The following is a 19,871-nucleotide window of genomic DNA, read 5'->3' as shown; positions in this document are numbered from 1 at the left end:
AGCAATCTTTTTTTTGATTGCTTGTTTGATAGTTCTATATAATCTATTTATTCACCAATCAATGTAATTGCTTGGTCTAATACTTTTTCGCCATTCATCATTCCATAATCAGCCATATTGATGACGTCTAAAGGAATGCCTTTTGGTTCCAGACGTTTTTCAAAATCAGCTTTCATAAAGCGAACTTGAGGTCCTAATAACAGTACATCTACATCTTTATTTGCAAGATTATTATCTGCATCAGAAGCTGACACAGCGAAAATATCAGAATCGATTCCTTTTGCTTCCGCAGCTTTTTGCATTTTTGTTACTAGCAAACTTGTGCTCATACCAGCCGAACATACAAGCATGATTGTTTTTTTAGCCATACTTTTCTCTCCTTTTTAAAACAGACTACGCAAACGTTTTCTTAGCGTTTGTTACTCTATTATATAAAAAGAAAGAAATTTGTCAACGTTTTCTAAACACGGTTTATTTAATCAAATAGCCAGCTAGATTTCACTAATTTATTGAATACGACATATTCTTTATCCAAATTGATGACCACTACTTCATAGCCTGCATTTAACCAGCCGTAGGCACCCTTTTCTGGATGTCTATAGTCATTTGCCCACCAATCTGTGCTTTCCTTGGCTGTTTTGGGAAGTCCGTTACTGGGAAACAACAGTTCATCAAATTGGGTAAAGGTTAATGTTACTTGGGAGCCGCCGTTGTTCTTCAAATAATGCGTAATTGCATCATACTTTTTCATTCGTTCCTTCATCCCCGGATCCACCTGCCTTTGTCTTTATTATCGCATACTACAGTAATTGCGCAACCGTTATAGTGTTGAAACAACCTAGAACTTTCTTTATACTGAATAAAGCAACCGAAAAAAAGAGGTGACAAGATGATCGAACGTTATCGTACAATCAAAGAAAATGGACAAAGTGAGATTGAAATCAAGAAATCACGCTTTATCTGTTCTCTTAAACGAATAGAATCAGAAGAAGAAGCGAAAAACTTCATCCAAGAAATCAAAAAAGAACATTGGAAAGCAAACCATAACTGCAGCGCCTTCGTCATTGGCGAAAAAAATGAGATCCAACGTAGCAGCGATGATGGCGAACCAAGTGGAACGGCGGGCGTACCGATGTTGGAAGTCCTCAAAAAAAATCAACTGATCAATGTAGCTGCAGTAGTCACTCGATATTTTGGAGGAACGAAACTCGGCACGGGCGGATTGATACGTGCATACACTCATGCGGTCTCTCAAGCATTGTCCGACATTGGAATCGTAGAAGGTACCTTGCAACAGGAGATCTCCGTAGTGATCACGTATCCGCAACTAGGAAAATTACAAAATTATCTTGAACTACAGCATTTTTTCATAAAAGAAATCCAATACACTGATCAAGTCATCGTCATCTGTGCAGTGGATGAAAAAAATGCTGACAGCTTTAAAGAATCCATCATTGAGCTGCTGAACGGACAAGTCCAATTTGAAGAAGGTCCTGTTTCTTATCACGAGCAACTGATAACTGATCATAGATAAAAACAGGTGATTCTGATTCTCTTTTTTTCGAATAAGGAATCAGGGATCACCTGTTTTTTATTTTTCCAAATAAAACTCAAAACGATTTCCTACATATTGCGTACGCACATACTCAAATGGCGTACCATCATCAAAATAGGAAATCTGACGCAAACGAAGAACTGCATCTCCTCGTTTCACCTCTAAATAGTCTGCGATTTTCTCAGAAGCCAATACAGCAGTAATCGTTTGATTCGCTGGACCGATTTTTTTCCCGCCTTTTTCTTCTAATGTGCGATACAGCGATTCAGTAATCTCTGCTTTGCTGTAGCCATCGATCAGCTTTTGCGGAACACTGGCTACTTCAAAACAAATAGGGACATCATCTGCAAAACGAATACGCTCCATTCGCAAGATCGTGTCATCTTTACTCAAGTTTAGTTTTTCCATTTCACTTGAGCTTGGCGAAGTCAAAAAGTAAGAGATTGTTCGACTAGAAGGTACTCTATTTTGCGATTCCATGATTTCTGTAAAACTTGTCGCGCCAGACATCTTTTCTTGTACTTTTTCTCGCGCAACATATGTACCCGAACCGATCTTTCTTTCTAAGATTCCTTCATCTGCCAAGTTTTGAATTGCTTGTCTCAACGTCATACGGCTGACATTGAATTTCACTGCTAATTCTCTTTCTGAAGGAAGACGGTCTCCGACTTTCCATATACCTTGTTCGATTTCATTTTTTAATTGGTCATGAATCTGTATATATACAGGTAATTGATTCGACATAACGTACACCCATCCTTTCGTTTCTTCTATTATAACTGGTATATACCTGATTCACAACTGAAAAAGATAAAGGAGTCTATCCATAAACAGATGATGTAGGTACAAATCCTTCTTCCCATTCCTATTAATAGAATTCATTTTCTAGATATGTCCTATTGAGAAAATAACAAAAGACCCTATAATCGCTGAAAATGCCGATTTATGGATCTTTTGTTATTATTAGCGGTTTTTAGCCATCCATTTTTTGGTATGATTCGTTGGGCGTTTTGATTTTACATGGACTGCTTTTTCACCTTTTTTAGGAATGTTCACTTCGATATCGTATTTTTCTGATTTGACCAAGTCATATAACTTTTCAGCTGCTTCGTCTACTTTTTCTTTCCACTTCATTTTGACCCCTCCAATTTTTTTGTTAACTTAACTCTATCTTAATTTGACAGAATCTTCAAGGAACAAGGTAGCAAAGCAAAAAAAGAGCTCTCGAACTTACGAGAGCCTACGGTTGTGCTATACTGGGGTAGCTGGATTCGAACCAACGCATGAGGGAGTCAAAGTCCCTTGCCTTACCGCTTGGCTATACCCCAATGAAATGGAGGAGAGTGGATTCGAACCACTGAACCCTAAGGAACGGATTTACAGTCCGTCGCGTTTAGCCACTTCGCTACTCCTCCGAAAGGTTTGTATCAACCTGACTTAGTTATAATACCTAATTTTCCAGATTTTTGCAACCCTTTATTGAAAGTTTTTTTGATATTTTTTTATTCGTGCAGATTCCAGTGACGAATCACTGTTTCTATCGCGTTTTCAAGACTTTTTTCTTTTCCAAAATCTTCTTCACCAAAGAAAATTTCATATTCTTTTGGTCCATAGGCTAAAATTTCACCAATCATTTTTTTTCCTATAAATAACTGAGTGACTTCATAATTCTTACCTTTGATATCTTTTTTTACTTCTTCGATACGTACTTCAATATCTTTATTTTTTTTTGACATCATTTTCACCTCTCAGACATTTTATCATATTGCAGCCAATAAAACATTCCTTAGGCAAAAATCTCTTGTCCATTTCATCTTCTTTTATGCAAGAAGTGACTTCTCTAAAGCTTTTAATTCTCCCCTTGACCTATAGCGATATAGTTGGCCGCTGCGCCTACAAGGTTAGCATCGTTTCTGTATTCACACAATAGGATCTGTGGCTCGAAATCATGCAGGTCGAATTGATCTGTCAACTTCTTCATTCTACTTTGGATCTCATCGATGAGCCCATCCTTTGCAGAAACGCCACCGCCTAATACGATAACTTCCGGATCGAATGAAAATTGGATACTGAATAAACCTTTTGCAAGGTACGTATAAAAGCTCTCAACTTCTTCTTTTGCTATTTCATCCCCGGTTTCTGCTAATTCAAAGACGTCTTTTCCGGTATAAGTATTCTTATCGACTCCTTTGCGTTCACAATACCGCCAAGCCATCTGTACGGCTGTACCAAGTTTACTAAATGTCTGATCGCCCTCTAAGAACATCAAACCGAATTCTCCACCATAAAGATGTGCACCTTTATTGATTTGGCCTTTCGTGAACATCGCTCCGCCAATCCCAGTTCCTACCACGACAAAAGCAACATCTTGATAATCACGAGCAGCTCCTTCATAAAACTCAGCCATTCCGGCACAGTTGGCGTCATTTTCAATCGTTACCGGAAGTTGAAACAAAGTTTCCAAATCTCTAAAAATATTAAAGCCATGAATATAAGGAATCGCACTGATTCCCTCAATTACCTGTTTCTCATTATTCACTACTCCAGGTGAGCTGATCCCAATTCCTTCAATCTCAAAAGAAAGACACATGTCTTTATAGACTTGTAATAATTGCGCTTTCATTTCTTTCCAAGATTCAGGCGTTGCAAATTGGCCCTTGCCTTTGACATCTTTACTATCCCAACAACCATATTTGACAGCCGACCCGCCAAAATCAAAAACTAATATCCCCATAAAAACATTCTCCTTTTTGCTTGCTAAAGCTATTGTAATGTATATGTTTAGTATTTGAAAGCATTTTCTCGGATCACTAGTCTATTCGTTAAAGCTGGCTTTGTGTAAGTGAATCGCTAAAATCACTTGATCTCGCAATTGTTCTCCGTTCTCAAAAATCGGTTTAGAATAATGATGGATAAAATAGTCTTTGACTCGACCAATCTCCACATAGCCCATTTTTTGATAGAGATGTAACGCAGCACTGCTAGTACTGCCGGTTCGTATGATGATCTGAGTTTGACTGGAAGCGAGTTGTGAAAGCTTCTGAAAAGCTGTCTCAAGGAGTTTCCCACCAATCCCTTTTCCTTGATGCGAAGGTTCTACAGCTACGTTAACGATTTCGAATTCTTTTTCCCTTACTATATAGATCAGTATACCTATTGTTTTTTCTTTTTCTTTCCATATCCAGCCGTTCCCCTTTGAAACATATACCTGAACTTTTTCTTTATCAGGATCTGCATCTAATAACAAGGACCATGGTAAATCTATCTTATTGAGTTCTTCGATCATTTTTGACCTCCATATATGTAGTCATGAAGTCGTTGCTTTGATAGTCACTCTCTCTTTTCTTTATTGCTCAGTGCTACTCGTATTTTTCACAACCTTTTTTGACGGTGTTCAAAATCCAGCACTTCGGCAATCACTCACAATTTTGCAAAATATGGGAAGCTATTTTCCAAATTGTTTCTTTATTGCTCAGTGCTACCCGTATTTTTCACAACCTTTTTATAATCTGGTTCTTTTTTATCTTTCTTATTTCTCGTTAATTGAAAGGTCAAAGGTACATAATCGATGCCGCCTTTGACAAAGGGATGACAGCGTAAGATCCGAGCCGTCCCCATTACCGTCCCTTTTAACGCACCATGAGTTTGAATTGCTTTTATCATATAATTAGAACAGGTTGGGTAATAGCGGCAACTAGGCGGAAATGCAGGCGAAATAAAGCGCTGATATCCTCTAACTAAATAAATCAATATCTTCTTCATCAACTAGATTCCTTCTTTTCTTTTACTAAAAAAAGGGATCGCGACTAAAGTCAACGTTCCCTTCTGTTTTCTTTTATCCTATGCTGCTTCATGGCTCATTTCCTATCGACTAGAACCACCGTAATTAATTATCAATGAAAAAAGTCTCGAATATGAATCCACAAGCTGGGTTGAAATACTTTAAATGGATTGCCATCACCGATGACACCATATCCAATCATCGTTCCGGCTACAAAAAGAAGGATAAGCAATAAGATCACCACTAAAATCTTTATCAGAGTTAATAAGATATATCGTTGGTTACTCATTCAGCCACTTCCTTATGCAATCGTTTGTGCTGTTTTTTCAGCAGGAGTTTGATCCATGTCTACACGTTCAACATCTGCACCTAATTTTTGTAGTTTGATATGGAAGTTATAATAGCCACGATCTAGATAATTCAAGTTACGGACACGTGTGATTCCATTTGCTTTCAAGCCAGCTAAAACTAATGCTGCTGCTGCACGCAAGTCTGTTGCATACACTTCCGCACCTTGCAATTCATGGTTTCCATCCATGATTGCTACATTTCCATCGATTTTGACGTGGGCGTTCATACGGCGCATTTCTTCTAAATGTTGGAAACGATTTTCAAAAACTGTTTCAGTTACTACGCTTGTACCTTCTGCCACTAATTGGATAGCTGTCATTTGCGCTTGCATATCTGTAGGGAAACCAGGATGAGGCATCGTTTTTACATCTGTAGGTAAGATATGTTTTGGTCCGATGACACGGATTCCGCCTTCTTCTTCAATGATTTCTGCACCCATTTCGATCAATTTAGAAATCAATGGGCGGTTATGTTCAGAGATAGCATCAGCAATCAGTACATTGCCTTCTGTCATTGCAGCAGCGACCATAAAGGTACCAGCTTCGATACGATCTTGTACGATTGAATGGTTGACTGCATGTAAATGATCAACGCCTTCGATACGCATTGTTTCAGTACCCGCTCCATAGACATGCGCACCCATTTTATTCAAAATATTTGCTAAATCAACGATTTCTGGTTCGCGAGCTACGTTTTCAATGATGGTTGTTCCTTTTGCTTTTACGGCAGCCATCATGATATTTTGAGTAGCACCTACACTAGGAAAATCTAAATAAATCGTGTTACCGATCAATTCATCTGCAATTGCTTCAATATAGCCGTTTTTTTGAATAATTTTTGCTCCTAAAGCTTGAAATCCTTTTAAATGTAGATCGATTGGGCGTTTACCAATCGCACATCCACCAGGCATAGCCACTTTTGCATGTCCATTTCTAGCAAGTAGCGGTCCCATCACAACGATTGAAGCACGCATTTGACTAACATACTCATAAGGCGCTTCGATCTCTAATTGTCTTGAAGCGTCGATTGTTACTTGATTCTTTTGTTCATCAAAATCTACATCTACATTTAAGTGACGAATCACTTGATTCATAGTGAAGACATCAGAAAGAATCGGGACGTTGTCTAATGTCGTAATACCTTCTTCTGCTAACAAACTGGCAGCTAAAATAGGCAATACAGCATTTTTAGCTCCTTCAATTCTTACTGTTCCATTTAATTGATTGCCACCTCTTACGATGATCTCTTCCATGTTGTTGTTCCCTCCAAAAAATTCCAATGAGCATACACTTACTCAAAATCTTTTCTATTATAACACCCTTCCTTTTAAAATAGTACCTTTTTTTAAAATTTACAGGCTAACGAAAAGATTTCGGCATAAAGCGATAACTTCTAAGAAAAAATTACTTGCAGTGTACCCTAAAAAGATTGAAAAAATTACGATTGCCATTCTAATTTGCGTATTATGCATTGGTCTAAAAAAAGTCTCAATGCGTAACGAACGTAAAGACCAGAAGGCTAAGTAGATAAACGCCAAATAACTCACGATTCGAAGTATCGCATCAATTCCGTATACTTGCATAATGACGTCCTTTCTAACAGTTGTTTTTATAATAACTAATAAAATGATAATACCATAAAATGTATAAAAGGAAAAACAAGTATACTTAAAAATAGAGGAATACCCTTACATTTTTAGGAAATAAGGGGAAAAATATGCAAAAAAAGAGACTGAGACAAAAGTCTTGTCTCAGTCCTTTATTCCTAATAAACGGTGTTCTCCTGCCAACTCCTCGGTCACAAGCCACAATATTCATCAAACATGAGAACCTGTTTTTTAATTTGTTCCTTGTGACTCGGAGCTGAATGGCAGGCTCACGACCTCTGATTCACGGATAAACATCCGCTTCTCATTTTATGAGTGCTTAGATACTTTAATACGATTGATTGCTCGATGCAACGCAACAGTTGCCCGCTTCAATTCGTTCGTATCTTGTTTTGCTTTTGCTTCTTCGATTTGGCGTTCTGCACGTTGTTTTGCACGTTCCGCACGAGATACATCGATATCCCGTTCACGTTCCGCACTATCAGCAACGATTGAAACCACATTATCACGCACTTCCATGATTCCGCCATTCACAGCAATCCAATCGACATGGGTATCTGAATCTGTCCGTTTTACACGAACTTCATCAATCGTCAAAGGAACGATGATCGGTGCATGTTTAGGCAAAATCCCAAGCTCACCAGCTGTCGTACGTGCGACGACGATAGCTGCATGGTGATCATAGACCAAACCGGCAGGAGTTACCACATTTACTGTTAAATATTGATCCATGGGGCACCCCTTTCTAGTAGCCTAGTGTTTTCGCTTTTTCTACGACGTCTTCGATTCGGCCAACACTTCGGAAAGCTTCTTCAGGAAGATCATCGTATTTGCCTTCCAAGATTTCGCGGAATCCTTTCACTGTTTCTTCTACAGGAACATAAGAACCTGGAAGACCAGTAAATTGTTCAGCCACGTTAAAGTTTTGTGACAAGAAGAATTGGACTCTGCGGGCACGAGAAACTAACACTTTTTCCTGATCGGATAATTCATCCATACCTAAGATAGCAATAATATCTTGTAATTCACGATATCGTTGCAATACGTGTTGGACTTCTGTTGCTACTTTATAGTGTTCTTCTCCCACGATTTCAGGTGCTAAAGCACTTGAAGAAGAAGCCAATGGATCTACCGCTGGATAAATCCCTTGTTCTGTTAATTTACGTTCCAAGTTGGTTGTCGCATCCAAATGGGCGAATGCTGTTGCCGGCGCCGGGTCAGTGTAGTCATCGGCTGGCACATAGATGGCTTGGATCGATGTAATCGAACCTTTTTTCGTAGATGTGATACGTTCTTGCAATTGACCCATTTCTGTTGCCAATGTTGGTTGATAACCAACCGCAGAAGGCATCCGTCCTAACAAGGCTGATACTTCAGATCCAGCTTGAGTGAAACGGAAAATATTGTCGATAAACAACAGTACATCTTGGCCTTCTACATCACGGAAATATTCCGCGATCGTCAAACCAGTTAACGCAACACGCATACGTGCACCTGGTGGTTCGTTCATTTGGCCGAACACCATGGCTGTCTTTTCGATAACTCCTGAATCTTTCATTTCATAATACAAGTCATTACCTTCACGAGTACGTTCACCGACACCGGTAAATACAGAAATACCACCGTGTTCTTGGGCGATATTATGGATCAGTTCTTGGATCAGTACGGTTTTACCAACACCGGCACCACCAAATAGTCCAACTTTCCCACCTTTTAAATATGGGGCAAGCAAGTCGATAACTTTGATCCCTGTTTCCAAAATTTCTGTACTTGTACTTAATTCGTCAAAGGCTGGTGCTTTTTTATGAATTTCGCTTCTTTCCGCATCCTCTGGGAAAGGTGTTTCTAAATCGATCGTATCTCCTAGTACGTTGAATACGCGACCTAATGTTTCTTTACCTACAGGAACAGAGATTGCTTTGCCTGTATCAATGACTTCCATTCCTCTTTGTAAACCATCTGTTGATTCCATCGCAATGGTCCGGATCACTCCGTCCCCTAATTCTAATGCTGCTTCAAGAACAACTTTTGATTTATTTTCGTCATTTTTATAAACAACTAATGCGTTGTTGATATCTGGTAAGGATTGGTCTAAAGAAAATTCCACGTCGACAACGGGACCGATTACTTGAACAATCTTGCCTGAACTCATCTTTTTTCCTCCAATCTCAATACTATTCTAGTGCCGAAGCTCCGGCAACAATTTCGGTAATTTCTTGGGTAATAGCCCCTTGTCTTGCACGGTTATAAGAAACCGTCAGCTCATCAATGATATTAGCAGCATTATCAGTTGCTGTTTTCATTGCTGTCATACCAGCAGCATGTTCTGCTGTTTTGGCGTCAACGATCGCACCGTAGATCAAACTTTCAGCATACTGAGGCAATAACTGAGACAAGATTTCTTCTTTTGAAGGTTCAAAAATATATTCTTGTTCGAAAGTCGTTGCTTCTTCTGGATCTAAGTCTGAGATTGGCAGCATTTTTTCTACACGAAACTGACTAGTTAGCGAATTGATATGATGGTTATAACATACGTATAATTCATCGAATACTTCGTTTTGGTACATAGTTGTTGCCATATTTACGATTTTGCGGACTTCATCAAAGCTTGGCTGATCAGATAAATTGCGCAGCTCATATGCTAGGTTGATACCGCGTGCTTTAAAGAAGTCTGCACCAGTTCCGCCAATTGCGATCATCACGTAATCATCGGGTGATTGGTGGTCTTCTTCTAAAATAGACATCGTTTGTTTCAATATCGAACTGTTATATCCACCGACCAGACCGCCATCTGCAGTGATGACGATATAACCGGTTTTCTTCACAGGACGGCTGAGCAGCATGCTGTTGTAATTGATATCCCCTCTAGGATTTTCTGAAGCAATATCATTTAACTGAGTAGCAGTCAAATGCGTAACGATTTCTCTTACTTTTGTTGCATAAATCTGAAACTTCTGTGAAGAAGCTTCAGATTTTGTCAACTTAGAAGCAGACACCATCTGCATTGCCCGCGTGATTTGGCTCGTTTTTTTCGTTGAAGCGATACGTGTCTTGATTTCATTTAATGAAGCACCCATTCATCTCACCTCACTATGCATTTTGAATGGATTTCAATTTATCTTCTGTAGAGGAATTATTTCCTTTTGTAGCTAAGAACATGTCTTTATATTCCTGAATCGCACTGTTCAACGTTTCTTCTTCTGGAAGATCTTTTGTTGTACGGATTGTTTCAAAAATATCTGAATGATTGGTATCCAGATATTCGAATAATTCATGTTCGAAGTCTAAAATACTGTCTACAGGGATACTGTCCAAGAATCCATGTGTCAAGGCATACAAAATCACTACTTGTTTTTCAACAGCTAGCGGTGCATGCAGTTTTTGTTTCAAGATTTCTACTGTACGGCGTCCACGATTTAGTTTTGCTTGTGTTGCCGCATCCAAATCAGAACCGAATTGTGTAAATGCTTCTAATTCACGATAACTTGCTAAGTCTAGACGTAAAGTCCCAGCAACTTTTTTCATTGCTTTGATTTGCGCAGAACCCCCTACACGAGAGACAGATAGTCCGGCATCAACCGCTGGACGAGTACCCGCGTAGAACAAGTCGCTTTCTAAGAAGATTTGTCCGTCAGTGATTGAGATAACGTTTGTTGGGATATAAGCAGAGATATCTCCAGCTTGTGTTTCAACAAATGGCAAAGCAGTCATTGAACCGCCGCCTAGATCATCACTTAATTTTGCTGCACGTTCTAATAAACGTGAGTGCAAGTAGAAAACATCCCCAGGATAAGCTTCACGACCTGGTGGACGGCGAAGTAGCAAGGAAAGTTCACGATAAGCAACAGCTTGTTTTGAAAGATCATCAAAAATGATCAATACATGTTTACCATTGTACATGAATTCTTCACCCATTGCAGTACCAGCATATGGTGCGATATAAAGTAATGGTGCTGGTTGAGACGCACCGGCATTCACAACGATTGTGTAATCCATTGCGCCATATTTTTTCAATGTTTCAACTTGTGTACGAACTGTAGAATCTTTTTGTCCGATTGCTACATAGATACAGATCATATCTTGACCTTTTTGGTTGATGATCGTATCGATCGCAATAGAAGTTTTCCCTGTTTTACGGTCACCGATGACTAATTCACGTTGTCCGCGTCCGATTGGCACAAGGGCGTCGATCGCTTTTAGCCCTGTTTGCATTGGTTCGTTAACAGATTTACGTTGCATAACACCTGGTGCCATCGCTTCTACTGGACGAGCTTTGTCAGTAACGATTTCACCTAGTCCGTCGATTGGTTGACCTAGCGGATTGACTACCCGACCGATCAAGGCCTCTCCAACTGGAACTTCCATGATCTTACCTGTTCGTTTTACTTTATCTCCTTCACGAATGGACTCGAAATCGCCAAGGATAATGATACCTACATCATTTGACTCTAAGTTTTGCGCCATTCCGTATGAGCCGTTTGAAAATTCAAGCAACTCACCACTCATCGCGTTTTCTAAACCATGTGCACGAGCGATCCCGTCACCTACATAAGTTACGGTACCGATTTCTTCGACTGAAAGCACGTTTTGATAATTTTCAATTTGTTCTTTAATCAAGGCACTAATTTCTTCTGCTTTGATGGCCATTCGATTCACCTACCTCTTTGTACTATCTGTTTAATTGATTACGCATTTTTTCTAATTGCGTGCGAATGCTTCCGTCGATTACTCGATGGTTGGCTTCAACAATCGCGCCACCAATAATAGAAGAATCAACGATTTGTTTTAATTCAACTGATTGATAGTCCATTGTTTTTGCAACATTCTTTTCTAATTGTATTCGTTGTTCGTCTGAAAGTGGGACTGCTGTTGTGACACTTCCCAATAGTAACCCTTGATGTTCATCATATCGACGTTCATATTCTTCGATCATGAACAAAAGGTCATCCATTCGGTTATACTCATAAACAACTTCTAAAAAGTTTTTAACGATCCCATCATAACCGCTGACAAGCTTGTCCATGATTTCTCGTTTTTCATGAGGTTCTAGACGAACATCACTTAACATATTTCCTAATCCAGGTACTTGTTCATAGATTTGACGTAAACTTACGAGATCTTGATAGATTTCTTCTGCTTGATTTGAATCGATCGCCAGTTCAAATAAAGCTTTCCCGTAACGTCTTCCTACTGTATATTTATCTAGTTTCATTTGAAGAACCTAGACCTTCAATGTATTGATTGATTAATGATTCATGCATTTCTGGAGATAATTCTTTGTTCAAGATTTTTTCCGCGATTTGAAGAGAGAGTTCTGCAACGTCGTCTTTTACAGAGTTCAGCGCTGAATCACGTTCTACAGTGATATCAGCTTGGGCTTTGCTTTTTAGACGAGCTGCTTCTTCTTGAGCATCCTTCAAAATATTTTGGCGGCTTAATTCTCCACTTTCTTTCGCATTTTTGATGATATCAGCTGCATCAGAACGAGAGGCTAACAATTGTTGTTCGCGTTCTTGTTCCATTTTCGCTGAGTTGATGCGAGATTGTTCTGCAGAATCTAAATCATTGGCGATCTTGTCTTCACGTTTTTTCAAAATATCGCTGATTGGTCCCCAAGCAAAGTGCTTCAAGAGAGCCAGTAGTATCAAAAATGAGCCGCTGACAACGATGATATTACCTAACATCGCATTGCCAACTTCTGCAATTGCCAATTGATTCAGCATAGGCGAGCCTTCCTTTCTTTGGAGTATTTCTAGTTTCCATGTAAAAAAGCAGTAACAAACGATGTTGTTTCTGCCTTAATACTGATTCAATTAAACGGCAAAAACTAGAATCAAGGCGATAACTACCCCTAAGATAGGAACAGCTTCAACTAGAGCTACCCCGATAAACATTGTTGTACGGAATTGACCAGACATTTCAGGTTGGCGAGCCATTGATTCGATTGTTTTAGAGATAACTTGACCGTTACCATAACCGGCTCCGATTGCTGCTCCCATGATTGCGATTGCTGCTGCGATATAATTCATAATTGTTTTCCTCCTAAAATAGATAAATAGTAGTTTGTTTTTTAACCGAGTATTATTCTTCTACTTCAATCTTATGGCTCATATAAACCATTGACAAAGTGACAAAGACAAATGCTTGGATGCTCCCAATAAACAAGGAGAACGCGATCCAGACCATCTCTAATGGAATTGCTAATGGTAATGAGAACCAGCCTAAGCTTGTCATCATTTTTGCAATCAAGGTTAGCAAAACTTCCCCCGCATAAATATTCCCATAAAGACGTAAAGCAAGTGTTAATAAGTTTGTAAATTCTTCAATCAGTTTCATCGGAAACATAAAACTATAGGGTTTCAAGAACGAATTTACGAAATATCCTTTGAAGCCTAACTTTTTCACCCCGAATAAGTGAGTAAGTAAGATCATTATAAATGCCAAAGTTAAAGTAACAAACGGGTCTGCTGTCGGGCTTTTCCAAAGTGTTGTTTCGTTAGGTAAGACGATTTTTGTTACTAAACCGATGTTGTTTGCAACAAAAACAAATAAAAACAATGTAAATGCCAACAAATGGAAATTGCTCAATTCTTTTCTAGGCAGATTATCTGTTACGATTCCTCGACTAAAATCAATGACCCATTCTATCGCATTTTGTTTGCCTGTTGGTTTCAACTTAAGATTTCTTGTAAAAAAGTAAGCTAAGAAGAAAACAATCAAACAGGTCAGTAACACCATTATACAAACTGTACCATCAAACCAAATTGGTCCAATGTGGAACGTTAGCGAGCGTTCATCCAATCCATTTCACCTCTTTTCCCCGAAATTCACATAAAATCAATTCATGTGCGTATCTGGTTTTTTCCAATCGGTTTCTAACCACACGGTATCATACCACCATGAAACAGAAAATTCAAAACATTTTCATGAAAATTAGACACTTTTTTATTTCAGTCAAAAACGAAGCGAATTTTTCCCCATGCACGGTGCTCCTGATCTAAGAAAAAACCTGTGATAATCATGTTTTATCAGATTAAATGCTAACAAATTTTATCATTAAGTAAAAGCAAAAGCACCGAATATGCGAAAAAGGATAATGAAATTATCTAGAGAAATTTTTTAATGTTCGATCAATTTGTCGATCGATATCTTTTCGTTTCAAATCTTCCCGTTTATCATACGATTTTTTCCCTTTTGCCAGACCAATCAATACCTTGGCATAGCCGTTACGAATATAGACTTTTAAAGGAACAACAGTGATTCCCGTGTTTTTCAATTCGTTTTCAAGACGAACGATTTGTTTCTTGTGCAATAATAGTTTTCTCGTGCGCAATGGATCATGATTAAAAATATTTCCTTGTTCATAAGGACTGATATGAACATTATGCAAGAAAGCTTCCCCGTTGCGGACGCGAATAAATCCATCTTTCAGATTGATCCGGCTGTTTCGTATCGACTTGATCTCCGTTCCTTGCAAGACCATCCCTGCTTCCATCGTGTCGATGATCGAATAATCATGGCGAGCTTTCTTGTTTTGTGCAATTAGTTTTCCCTCGCCTTTTGGCATAGCTGTTTCCTCCAACTCATTTTATTTTTTCTTTTTCTTCTTTTTGACACCTTTGTAAAATGGCTTTTTCCCTTTTTTCTTACCGAACGTTTGCTTACTATCACTATATCGTTTGTTCTTCTTGCCATTTTTTTCTGAGCGTTTGCCTGCTTGTTTTCCTTCTCGTTTTCCAGATTTTCCATTGCGTGCTTTTGGACGTTCCAACGCAGTGACCTCTTCTGCGGAAACGAGTTCAAAATCCACTGCTCGTTCATCTGGATCAGCTTTGACTACTTTTACGCGCACTTTTTGTCCGATTTTAAAAGTCAGACCAGTTCTTTCACCTACAAGCGCTAAATGATTTTCAATAAAATGGAAATAGTCTTGTTTCAATTCATTGATATGGATCAATCCTTCTACTGTATTCGGTAGTTCGATAAACAGTCCGAATTTCACAACAGAGCTGATGATCCCGTCGAATTCTTCTCCCACTTTGTCCATCATGAATTCTGCTTTCTTCATCGCATCTACTTCACGTTCTGTTTCTACTGCGCGACGCTCCATCTTAGAACTATGATCCGCGATTTCAGGAAGTTCCTCAGCCCATAAACTTTGATTGCTTTCACTTTTATCTTGGCTATAAGAACGGATCAGCCGATGGACGATCAAATCGGGATAGCGTCGAATAGGAGATGTAAAATGTGTGTAGTAATCTGCTGCTAAGCCATAATGCCCAAAATTGTCTTCTGAATAGCGTGCTTGTTGCATACTTCTTAGCAACATAGTATTGATAACTGCCGCTTCTGGTTTATCTTCTACTCCTTCGATCACATGCTGTAAATCTTTCGGTGTGATCGTTCCTTTCGTTCCTCGTACCAGAATGCCCAAAGCTGAAGCAAAATCAAAGAAGCGCTGCATTTTTTCTTCTTTTGGCTGTTCATGGATTCGATAAATAAACGGAAGATTTAATTTATTATAATGTTCAGCTACCGTTTCGTTGGCGGCAAGCATAAAGGATTCGATCAAGCGTTCACCTATCCCTCTGCTTCTTAGCTGGATATCATTTGGGTGTCCTTCAGCATCAACAAGGATCTTCGCTTCCCGATCCTCAAAAGAAATCGCTCCACGTTTGATTCGCATCGTTTCAAGGATTCGATGCAATTCACCCATTTTTTGGAACATAGGCACGAGCTGAGCATAACGTTGCATCGTTTCTTCATCTTGATCTTCTAAGATTTGATTGACAGCTGTGTAGGTCATCCGTTCTGTTGTTTGGATCACACTTGGAAAAATCTCATGAGAGACAACTTGTCCATTTGGATCGATCTCCATTTCACAACTCATGGTGAGTCGTGGAACATGGGGATTCAATGAACAGATACCATTGGATAAACGTTGTGGGATCATCGGAATCACTCGATCGGTCAAATAGACACTTGTTCCTCTTTCGTATGCTTCTCTGTCCAGTTGACTGCCTTGCGTCACATAGTAAGATACATCTGCAATGTGTACTCCAAGAAAATAATTACCATTTTCTAATTTTTTGACCGTCACTGCATCATCTAGATCTTTTGCATCTTCTCCATCAATCGTAACGATGAGCTGATCTCTTAAATCTCTGCGTCCAACAATATCCTTTTCGCTGATCTGGTCTGGAACTTCATCTGCCTCAGACAACACATCATCAGGAAATTTTGTAGGGATACCGTTAGCCACGACAATCGAGAGGATATCCATGCCAGGGTCATTCTTATGACCAATCACTTGCTTGATTATCCCTTCTAAACTAGTCGCATACCCTTTTTCAGGGTAATGGGTCAGTTCGATCAATACAATACTTCCGTCAACTGGACGAACTCCCTCTGCCGCAGCATACACTTTGAATTGGTTAAGCTTTCTATCTTTCGGGATGACCACACCATAAAGATCCGTTTCCTGTATCTCTTCGTCTGAATAAGCAACAAATTCTCCGGCTAACTGAGTAGTCGCTCGGTCTCGAATCTCCACTACTTTTCCCTCTGCTCCGCGATCCATATCTGTATTTGCTCGCTTCATGATATCAATTGCTACGGTATCCCCATCCATTGCAAAGCCAGTCGCTTCTTTCGGGATATAGATATCATCTTCTTCGGGATCAATCGTTACAAATCCAAATCCTCGTTCATTTGCCCGAAATGTCCCTTCGACCAAGATCGGTTTTAAAGGAAGTTTGACTTTTCCTTTTTTATTGAAAACGATACTCTGTTCTCTTTCCATTTGAGCAATCGTTTGTACTAGTAATTTAAAATCATCGCTTTTTTGAAAGCCTAGACCTTCAGCGATTTCTTCCATAGAAAAACTACGTTTGCGACTGCTTTCCATGAAAAAGAGAATTTTCTCTTTTATTGTTTCTTTTGTCATATTTATTCCTCATTCCAAGGTAATTTTTCTAAAAATTCCAACACGTCTTTTTCTAATTCGCGTCTTGCTGTGCCAACTGTAATCACATGACCGCTTTCAGGATACCATTGAAGTGTCACCCGTTGGCGGCTCAATTTGCGTGCCGTTTCAAATACACCATTTGGGTCGATCATTTCATCTTTCCCAGCTTGAGCTAAAAATATTGGCTGTTGGATATCTGATAGTCTACTTTCTGCGATTGCTGCTTGGTCTTGTATATCCATTAATTGATGTTCAGCTAACGAGCGGTAAGACACAGCTTTTTCATTGATTTCTTTTTCTGATTTGCCTGCTATCTTCAGCACTTGACGTACATATTTTTCAAAATTTTCAGGCACGTTTGTTTCTACAGGAGACAGGGGCGAACAGAAAAAACCGCCGCCAATTACTGATTCTTCTTCTAGTGCCCGTACAGCAAAGATGCCACCCATCGATAATCCCAATACGGCAATATCAGAAAACTGTTCAGACTGTAAAAAATGGATAGCTTTTTTAGTATCTGCCCACCAGCTTTCTGCTTTTTCTTGCAAGATATCATATGGCTCCATCGTTCCATGTCCTTTAAATAGCGGCGCATAGACTGTATAATCTGCTTTTTCTAAAAACCGTGCGAGCATCCGGACATCATTTGGACTTCCTGAGTACGCATGAAGCAGCAAAACTGCTCGTTTTCCATGTTTTGCATAAAGGGGTTTTGGTAATTGTTTCACTCGTTTCACCTCTTTCGCCTCATTTTACCATAGTTTCTTTCATAACTTCTTCTTAAGCGTTCTCTTTGCAATAAAAAAAGCCGCCCGCCGTTGTGCGAGAGGCTTATTCGACTACTTCGAAGATAAAAATGCTAGGACAAATAATAAGATCATCCAGACAGCTCCCATGACTGCAGTTGATCGCTGCATGACAGCTTCAAAGCCGCGAGCTTTTTGTTTGCCGAATAGTTGATCCGCACCGCCGGTAAATGCACTCGCTGCACTATTTTGCTTGCTTGGCTGCATCATAATCGCAATGACCATAACAATCGATAAAACGATCACGATTCCCAAAATTAAATTATACATATAGCAGCCTCCTTCCCAAAAGATATCGTCTCTTTAACTTTATCATAGATAAAACTCCGTGACAACTCTATATAAATGGAAAAACAGCTGAAAGTGCAAATCTTTCAGCTGTTATTATTATGATTGGCGTAAGACGTCATGATACTCTGGTTTCTTCTCAAACTCTTTTTTTGCGTAAGGGCATAAAGGGATGATCTTTTTCCCCTCTCGTCTTGCTAGTTCTACTCCAGTATACACTAGCTTTTCAGCTAATTTTTGACCACGATATGCTGGATCGACAAATGTATGGTCAATGATCATGATGTCTGGCCCCGCATCCGACCATGTCATTTCTCCGATTTCTTGTTGCTCATCATTGAATAAAGCAAGACGATTTTTTTCCTCTTTGATTTCCATATGCCGCACTCCTCAAATAACTGATATTTTTTTATTCCTACCTTATTTTAACAGTCTCATGGTCTATAAACAATTATTTATCCTCGGATTGCTTACAAAAAGGAAGAGAAAATCAATCCATCGTTATTCTTTGTTCAATAAATGAAAAAATCACTGTCCAATAGGTTTTCGGATCTTTCATCGATGCTTCCAAATGTTCTGCTTCTGGAACAAGCAGTAATGCTTTATCCCCTGCCGTAGCGTTTTGAATCGTGTATGCTGCTTCTGTAGGAACAAAATGATCTCTTTCACCATGGATGACTAACAAAGGCAAATGGTTACTACCAAGCTGTCTTGTAGCTGATGCTTGCTTTAAAGAATAACCTGCGTATTTCTGAGCATAGTGATTCGCATATCTCATGATCATTTTTTTAGGAAAGACCGTGATTTTACTTAACATGTACCGAAATTCCGCATAAACAGAAACATATCCGCTGTCTAAGATAAATCCTTTGACTGCAGATGGAAGCTTTTCACCACTTGCCATCATAATTGTAGAAGCGCCCATTGAACCCCCGTGCAAAATAATGGATGCATCTGGTTGTTCATCTAAGATGAGTTGGATCCATGCAATTAAATCTAGCCGGTCTAGCCATCCCATTCCGATGATTTCTCCTTCACTTTCTCCATGCGCACGTAAATCGGGTATAAGAACGTTGAATCCTTTCTCTGCATATCTTTTACCTATATGAGACATATCTCTTTTCCCTGTACTTCGATAATCATGTACACAAATGACCCATTTATTCTGCTGAGTTGGTTGGAGGAACATCTGTCCAGCTAGTTTCAACCCGTCATAACTTTTGATCGTTTTCGGTATTCCTTGTTCCCAGAAGCTTTCACATTCTTCTTCTAATTTTTGCCGCTTTTTTTCTACTGACGTGACTGCAGCAGGATCCATCAAGCGGTGCCCAGTGTCTTCATACCAGTCATAGCCTCTCTGTACTCCCGCTCTTACTAATTTCTTTGCATAAAAATAAGAAAGAAAATGGTAACTGATTCCTATAATTATCAGAATAAGAATGAAATAAAAAATAACCATCGTACACCCGCCGCTTTCTGCCAAACTATAATCTATTTATTATACAATATACCGATCA

Annotated in this window: 26 protein-coding genes and 2 tRNA genes; 1 reads left to right on the top strand and 27 read right to left on the bottom strand. The window is 39.2% G+C overall.

Annotated features, from left to right (window positions below):
- Positions 1-47 precede the first annotated feature (47 nt).
- Positions 48-368 (bottom strand): PTS sugar transporter subunit IIB, encoded by a 321-nt coding sequence (locus AC1F25_RS01580; RefSeq protein ID WP_002292778.1) that lies wholly within the window; start codon positions 366-368, stop codon positions 48-50.
- Between the two features lie 107 nt (positions 369-475).
- Positions 476-763, bottom strand: a complete 288-nt coding sequence (locus tag AC1F25_RS01575; RefSeq protein ID WP_479994189.1) for a DUF7662 domain-containing protein — start codon at positions 761-763, stop codon at positions 476-478.
- Positions 764-889: 126 nt separating this feature from the next.
- Here AC1F25_RS01575 and AC1F25_RS01570 point away from each other — a divergent pair, with 126 nt between their 5' ends.
- The gene (locus tag AC1F25_RS01570; protein WP_002308585.1) at positions 890-1,534 is read left to right on the top strand and encodes a YigZ family protein; all 645 of its coding nucleotides are present in this window, start codon (positions 890-892) and stop codon (positions 1,532-1,534) included.
- Positions 1,535-1,591: 57 nt separating this feature from the next.
- Here the strand turns inward: AC1F25_RS01570 and AC1F25_RS01565 are convergent, their stop codons facing one another.
- From AC1F25_RS01565 to AC1F25_RS01445, 25 genes are all read right to left on the bottom strand, one after another.
- Positions 1,592-2,299 carry a GntR family transcriptional regulator gene (locus AC1F25_RS01565; protein WP_002313489.1) on the bottom strand — a complete coding sequence of 236 codons (708 nt, stop codon included), beginning with the start codon at positions 2,297-2,299 and terminating at the stop codon, positions 1,592-1,594.
- 219 nt (positions 2,300-2,518) lie between these two features.
- Positions 2,519-2,689, bottom strand: coding sequence for a hypothetical protein (locus AC1F25_RS01560; protein ID WP_002292784.1), 171 nt, complete (start codon positions 2,687-2,689; stop codon positions 2,519-2,521).
- A 122-nt stretch (positions 2,690-2,811) separates the two neighbouring features.
- Positions 2,812-2,883: transfer RNA gene (locus AC1F25_RS01555), tRNA-Gln, on the bottom strand.
- Between the two features lie 6 nt (positions 2,884-2,889).
- Positions 2,890-2,970: transfer RNA gene (locus tag AC1F25_RS01550), tRNA-Tyr, on the bottom strand.
- A gap of 87 nt (positions 2,971-3,057) precedes the next feature.
- Positions 3,058-3,294, bottom strand: a complete 237-nt coding sequence (locus AC1F25_RS01545; RefSeq protein WP_002316425.1) for a DUF2969 domain-containing protein — start codon at positions 3,292-3,294, stop codon at positions 3,058-3,060.
- Between the two features lie 110 nt (positions 3,295-3,404).
- Entirely contained in the window at positions 3,405-4,289 is an 885-nt protein-coding gene (locus tag AC1F25_RS01540) for an ROK family protein (RefSeq protein WP_002329490.1), read from the bottom strand.
- A gap of 81 nt (positions 4,290-4,370) precedes the next feature.
- Positions 4,371-4,841 carry a GNAT family N-acetyltransferase gene (locus AC1F25_RS01535; protein WP_104875970.1) on the bottom strand — a complete coding sequence of 157 codons (471 nt, stop codon included), beginning with the start codon at positions 4,839-4,841 and terminating at the stop codon, positions 4,371-4,373.
- A gap of 179 nt (positions 4,842-5,020) precedes the next feature.
- Positions 5,021-5,317 (bottom strand): membrane protein insertion efficiency factor YidD, encoded by a 297-nt coding sequence (yidD, locus tag AC1F25_RS01530; protein WP_002329491.1) that lies wholly within the window; start codon positions 5,315-5,317, stop codon positions 5,021-5,023.
- Positions 5,318-5,448: 131 nt separating this feature from the next.
- Complete coding sequence (locus AC1F25_RS01525; protein WP_479994188.1) at positions 5,449-5,625, bottom strand: DNA-directed RNA polymerase subunit beta; 177 nt, start codon at positions 5,623-5,625, stop codon at positions 5,449-5,451.
- 12 nt (positions 5,626-5,637) lie between these two features.
- Complete coding sequence (murA, locus tag AC1F25_RS01520) at positions 5,638-6,939, bottom strand: UDP-N-acetylglucosamine 1-carboxyvinyltransferase (protein WP_002308580.1); 1,302 nt, start codon at positions 6,937-6,939, stop codon at positions 5,638-5,640.
- A gap of 99 nt (positions 6,940-7,038) precedes the next feature.
- On the bottom strand, positions 7,039-7,269 hold the full coding sequence (locus AC1F25_RS01515; RefSeq protein ID WP_073490648.1) for a DUF1146 family protein: 231 nt from the start codon (positions 7,267-7,269) through the stop codon (positions 7,039-7,041).
- A gap of 333 nt (positions 7,270-7,602) precedes the next feature.
- Positions 7,603-8,025 carry a F0F1 ATP synthase subunit epsilon gene (locus AC1F25_RS01510; RefSeq protein WP_002289005.1) on the bottom strand — a complete coding sequence of 141 codons (423 nt, stop codon included), beginning with the start codon at positions 8,023-8,025 and terminating at the stop codon, positions 7,603-7,605.
- 13 nt (positions 8,026-8,038) lie between these two features.
- Positions 8,039-9,445: a F0F1 ATP synthase subunit beta gene (gene atpD, locus AC1F25_RS01505; RefSeq protein ID WP_002289006.1), complete on the bottom strand. Its 1,407-nt coding sequence runs from the start codon at positions 9,443-9,445 to the stop codon at positions 8,039-8,041.
- Between the two features lie 22 nt (positions 9,446-9,467).
- A complete protein-coding gene (locus AC1F25_RS01500; protein WP_281529282.1) occupies positions 9,468-10,370 on the bottom strand; it encodes a F0F1 ATP synthase subunit gamma in 903 nt (300 codons plus the stop codon).
- Between the two features lie 13 nt (positions 10,371-10,383).
- On the bottom strand, positions 10,384-11,940 hold the full coding sequence (atpA, locus tag AC1F25_RS01495; RefSeq protein ID WP_002292793.1) for a F0F1 ATP synthase subunit alpha: 1,557 nt from the start codon (positions 11,938-11,940) through the stop codon (positions 10,384-10,386).
- Between the two features lie 22 nt (positions 11,941-11,962).
- Positions 11,963-12,505, bottom strand: coding sequence for a F0F1 ATP synthase subunit delta (locus AC1F25_RS01490; RefSeq protein ID WP_002292794.1), 543 nt, complete (start codon positions 12,503-12,505; stop codon positions 11,963-11,965).
- The gene (gene atpF / locus AC1F25_RS01485) at positions 12,492-13,016 is read right to left on the bottom strand and encodes a F0F1 ATP synthase subunit B (RefSeq protein ID WP_002292796.1); all 525 of its coding nucleotides are present in this window, start codon (positions 13,014-13,016) and stop codon (positions 12,492-12,494) included. Before atpF ends, AC1F25_RS01490 begins: the two co-directional genes overlap by 14 nt.
- Positions 13,017-13,106: 90 nt before the next feature.
- Positions 13,107-13,322 carry an ATP synthase F0 subunit C gene (gene atpE, locus AC1F25_RS01480; RefSeq protein WP_002292797.1) on the bottom strand — a complete coding sequence of 72 codons (216 nt, stop codon included), beginning with the start codon at positions 13,320-13,322 and terminating at the stop codon, positions 13,107-13,109.
- 52 nt (positions 13,323-13,374) lie between these two features.
- Positions 13,375-14,094, bottom strand: a complete 720-nt coding sequence (gene atpB / locus AC1F25_RS01475) for a F0F1 ATP synthase subunit A (RefSeq protein WP_002300474.1) — start codon at positions 14,092-14,094, stop codon at positions 13,375-13,377.
- A gap of 301 nt (positions 14,095-14,395) precedes the next feature.
- Positions 14,396-14,860, bottom strand: coding sequence for an SsrA-binding protein SmpB (gene smpB / locus AC1F25_RS01470; RefSeq protein ID WP_002292799.1), 465 nt, complete (start codon positions 14,858-14,860; stop codon positions 14,396-14,398).
- Positions 14,861-14,881: 21 nt separating this feature from the next.
- A complete protein-coding gene (gene rnr, locus AC1F25_RS01465) occupies positions 14,882-17,239 on the bottom strand; it encodes a ribonuclease R (RefSeq protein WP_479994187.1) in 2,358 nt (785 codons plus the stop codon).
- 2 nt (positions 17,240-17,241) lie between these two features.
- A complete protein-coding gene (locus AC1F25_RS01460; RefSeq protein ID WP_002300470.1) occupies positions 17,242-17,997 on the bottom strand; it encodes an alpha/beta hydrolase in 756 nt (251 codons plus the stop codon).
- A 102-nt stretch (positions 17,998-18,099) separates the two neighbouring features.
- Positions 18,100-18,336 (bottom strand): preprotein translocase subunit SecG, encoded by a 237-nt coding sequence (gene secG / locus AC1F25_RS01455; RefSeq protein ID WP_002292802.1) that lies wholly within the window; start codon positions 18,334-18,336, stop codon positions 18,100-18,102.
- 117 nt (positions 18,337-18,453) lie between these two features.
- On the bottom strand, positions 18,454-18,732 hold the full coding sequence (locus tag AC1F25_RS01450) for a GNAT family N-acetyltransferase (protein ID WP_002300467.1): 279 nt from the start codon (positions 18,730-18,732) through the stop codon (positions 18,454-18,456).
- 112 nt (positions 18,733-18,844) lie between these two features.
- Positions 18,845-19,813, bottom strand: coding sequence for an alpha/beta hydrolase (locus AC1F25_RS01445; protein ID WP_002314671.1), 969 nt, complete (start codon positions 19,811-19,813; stop codon positions 18,845-18,847).
- Between the last annotated feature and the right edge of the window lie 58 nt (positions 19,814-19,871).

It is taken from the genome of Enterococcus sp. M-BR2 (assembly GCF_056612775.1).
This window is presented reverse-complemented; position numbering and strand designations above follow the sequence as displayed.

What these genes read in the sequence shown, in the direction of transcription:
- AC1F25_RS01545 (WP_002316425.1), bottom strand. Translation starts at nt 3,294, where the DNA reads ATGATGTCAAAAAAAAATAAAGATATTGAAGTACGTATCGAAGAAGTA.
- AC1F25_RS01580 (WP_002292778.1), bottom strand. Translation starts at nt 368, where the DNA reads ATGGCTAAAAAAACAATCATGCTTGTATGTTCGGCTGGTATGAGCACA.
- AC1F25_RS01570 (WP_002308585.1), top strand. Translation starts at nt 890, where the DNA reads ATGATCGAACGTTATCGTACAATCAAAGAAAATGGACAAAGTGAGATT.
- AC1F25_RS01565 (WP_002313489.1), bottom strand. Translation starts at nt 2,299, where the DNA reads ATGTCGAATCAATTACCTGTATATATACAGATTCATGACCAATTAAAA.
- atpE (WP_002292797.1), bottom strand. Translation starts at nt 13,322, where the DNA reads ATGAATTATATCGCAGCAGCAATCGCAATCATGGGAGCAGCAATCGGA.
- atpF (WP_002292796.1), bottom strand. Translation starts at nt 13,016, where the DNA reads ATGCTGAATCAATTGGCAATTGCAGAAGTTGGCAATGCGATGTTAGGT.
- AC1F25_RS01535 (WP_104875970.1), bottom strand. Translation starts at nt 4,841, where the DNA reads ATGATCGAAGAACTCAATAAGATAGATTTACCATGGTCCTTGTTATTA.
- AC1F25_RS01450 (WP_002300467.1), bottom strand. Translation starts at nt 18,732, where the DNA reads ATGGAAATCAAAGAGGAAAAAAATCGTCTTGCTTTATTCAATGATGAG.
- smpB (WP_002292799.1), bottom strand. Translation starts at nt 14,860, where the DNA reads ATGCCAAAAGGCGAGGGAAAACTAATTGCACAAAACAAGAAAGCTCGC.
- secG (WP_002292802.1), bottom strand. Translation starts at nt 18,336, where the DNA reads ATGTATAATTTAATTTTGGGAATCGTGATCGTTTTATCGATTGTTATG.
- AC1F25_RS01515 (WP_073490648.1), bottom strand. Translation starts at nt 7,269, where the DNA reads ATGCAAGTATACGGAATTGATGCGATACTTCGAATCGTGAGTTATTTG.
- rnr (WP_479994187.1), bottom strand. Translation starts at nt 17,239, where the DNA reads ATGACAAAAGAAACAATAAAAGAGAAAATTCTCTTTTTCATGGAAAGC.
- AC1F25_RS01510 (WP_002289005.1), bottom strand. Translation starts at nt 8,025, where the DNA reads ATGGATCAATATTTAACAGTAAATGTGGTAACTCCTGCCGGTTTGGTC.
- AC1F25_RS01490 (WP_002292794.1), bottom strand. Translation starts at nt 12,505, where the DNA reads ATGAAACTAGATAAATATACAGTAGGAAGACGTTACGGGAAAGCTTTA.
- AC1F25_RS01575 (WP_479994189.1), bottom strand. Translation starts at nt 763, where the DNA reads ATGAAGGAACGAATGAAAAAGTATGATGCAATTACGCATTATTTGAAG.
- yidD (WP_002329491.1), bottom strand. Translation starts at nt 5,317, where the DNA reads ATGAAGAAGATATTGATTTATTTAGTTAGAGGATATCAGCGCTTTATT.
- AC1F25_RS01500 (WP_281529282.1), bottom strand. Translation starts at nt 10,370, where the DNA reads ATGGGTGCTTCATTAAATGAAATCAAGACACGTATCGCTTCAACGAAA.
- AC1F25_RS01560 (WP_002292784.1), bottom strand. Translation starts at nt 2,689, where the DNA reads ATGAAGTGGAAAGAAAAAGTAGACGAAGCAGCTGAAAAGTTATATGAC.
- AC1F25_RS01445 (WP_002314671.1), bottom strand. Translation starts at nt 19,813, where the DNA reads ATGGTTATTTTTTATTTCATTCTTATTCTGATAATTATAGGAATCAGT.
- murA (WP_002308580.1), bottom strand. Translation starts at nt 6,939, where the DNA reads ATGGAAGAGATCATCGTAAGAGGTGGCAATCAATTAAATGGAACAGTA.
- AC1F25_RS01540 (WP_002329490.1), bottom strand. Translation starts at nt 4,289, where the DNA reads ATGGGGATATTAGTTTTTGATTTTGGCGGGTCGGCTGTCAAATATGGT.
- atpD (WP_002289006.1), bottom strand. Translation starts at nt 9,445, where the DNA reads ATGAGTTCAGGCAAGATTGTTCAAGTAATCGGTCCCGTTGTCGACGTG.
- AC1F25_RS01525 (WP_479994188.1), bottom strand. Translation starts at nt 5,625, where the DNA reads ATGAGTAACCAACGATATATCTTATTAACTCTGATAAAGATTTTAGTG.
- atpA (WP_002292793.1), bottom strand. Translation starts at nt 11,940, where the DNA reads ATGGCCATCAAAGCAGAAGAAATTAGTGCCTTGATTAAAGAACAAATT.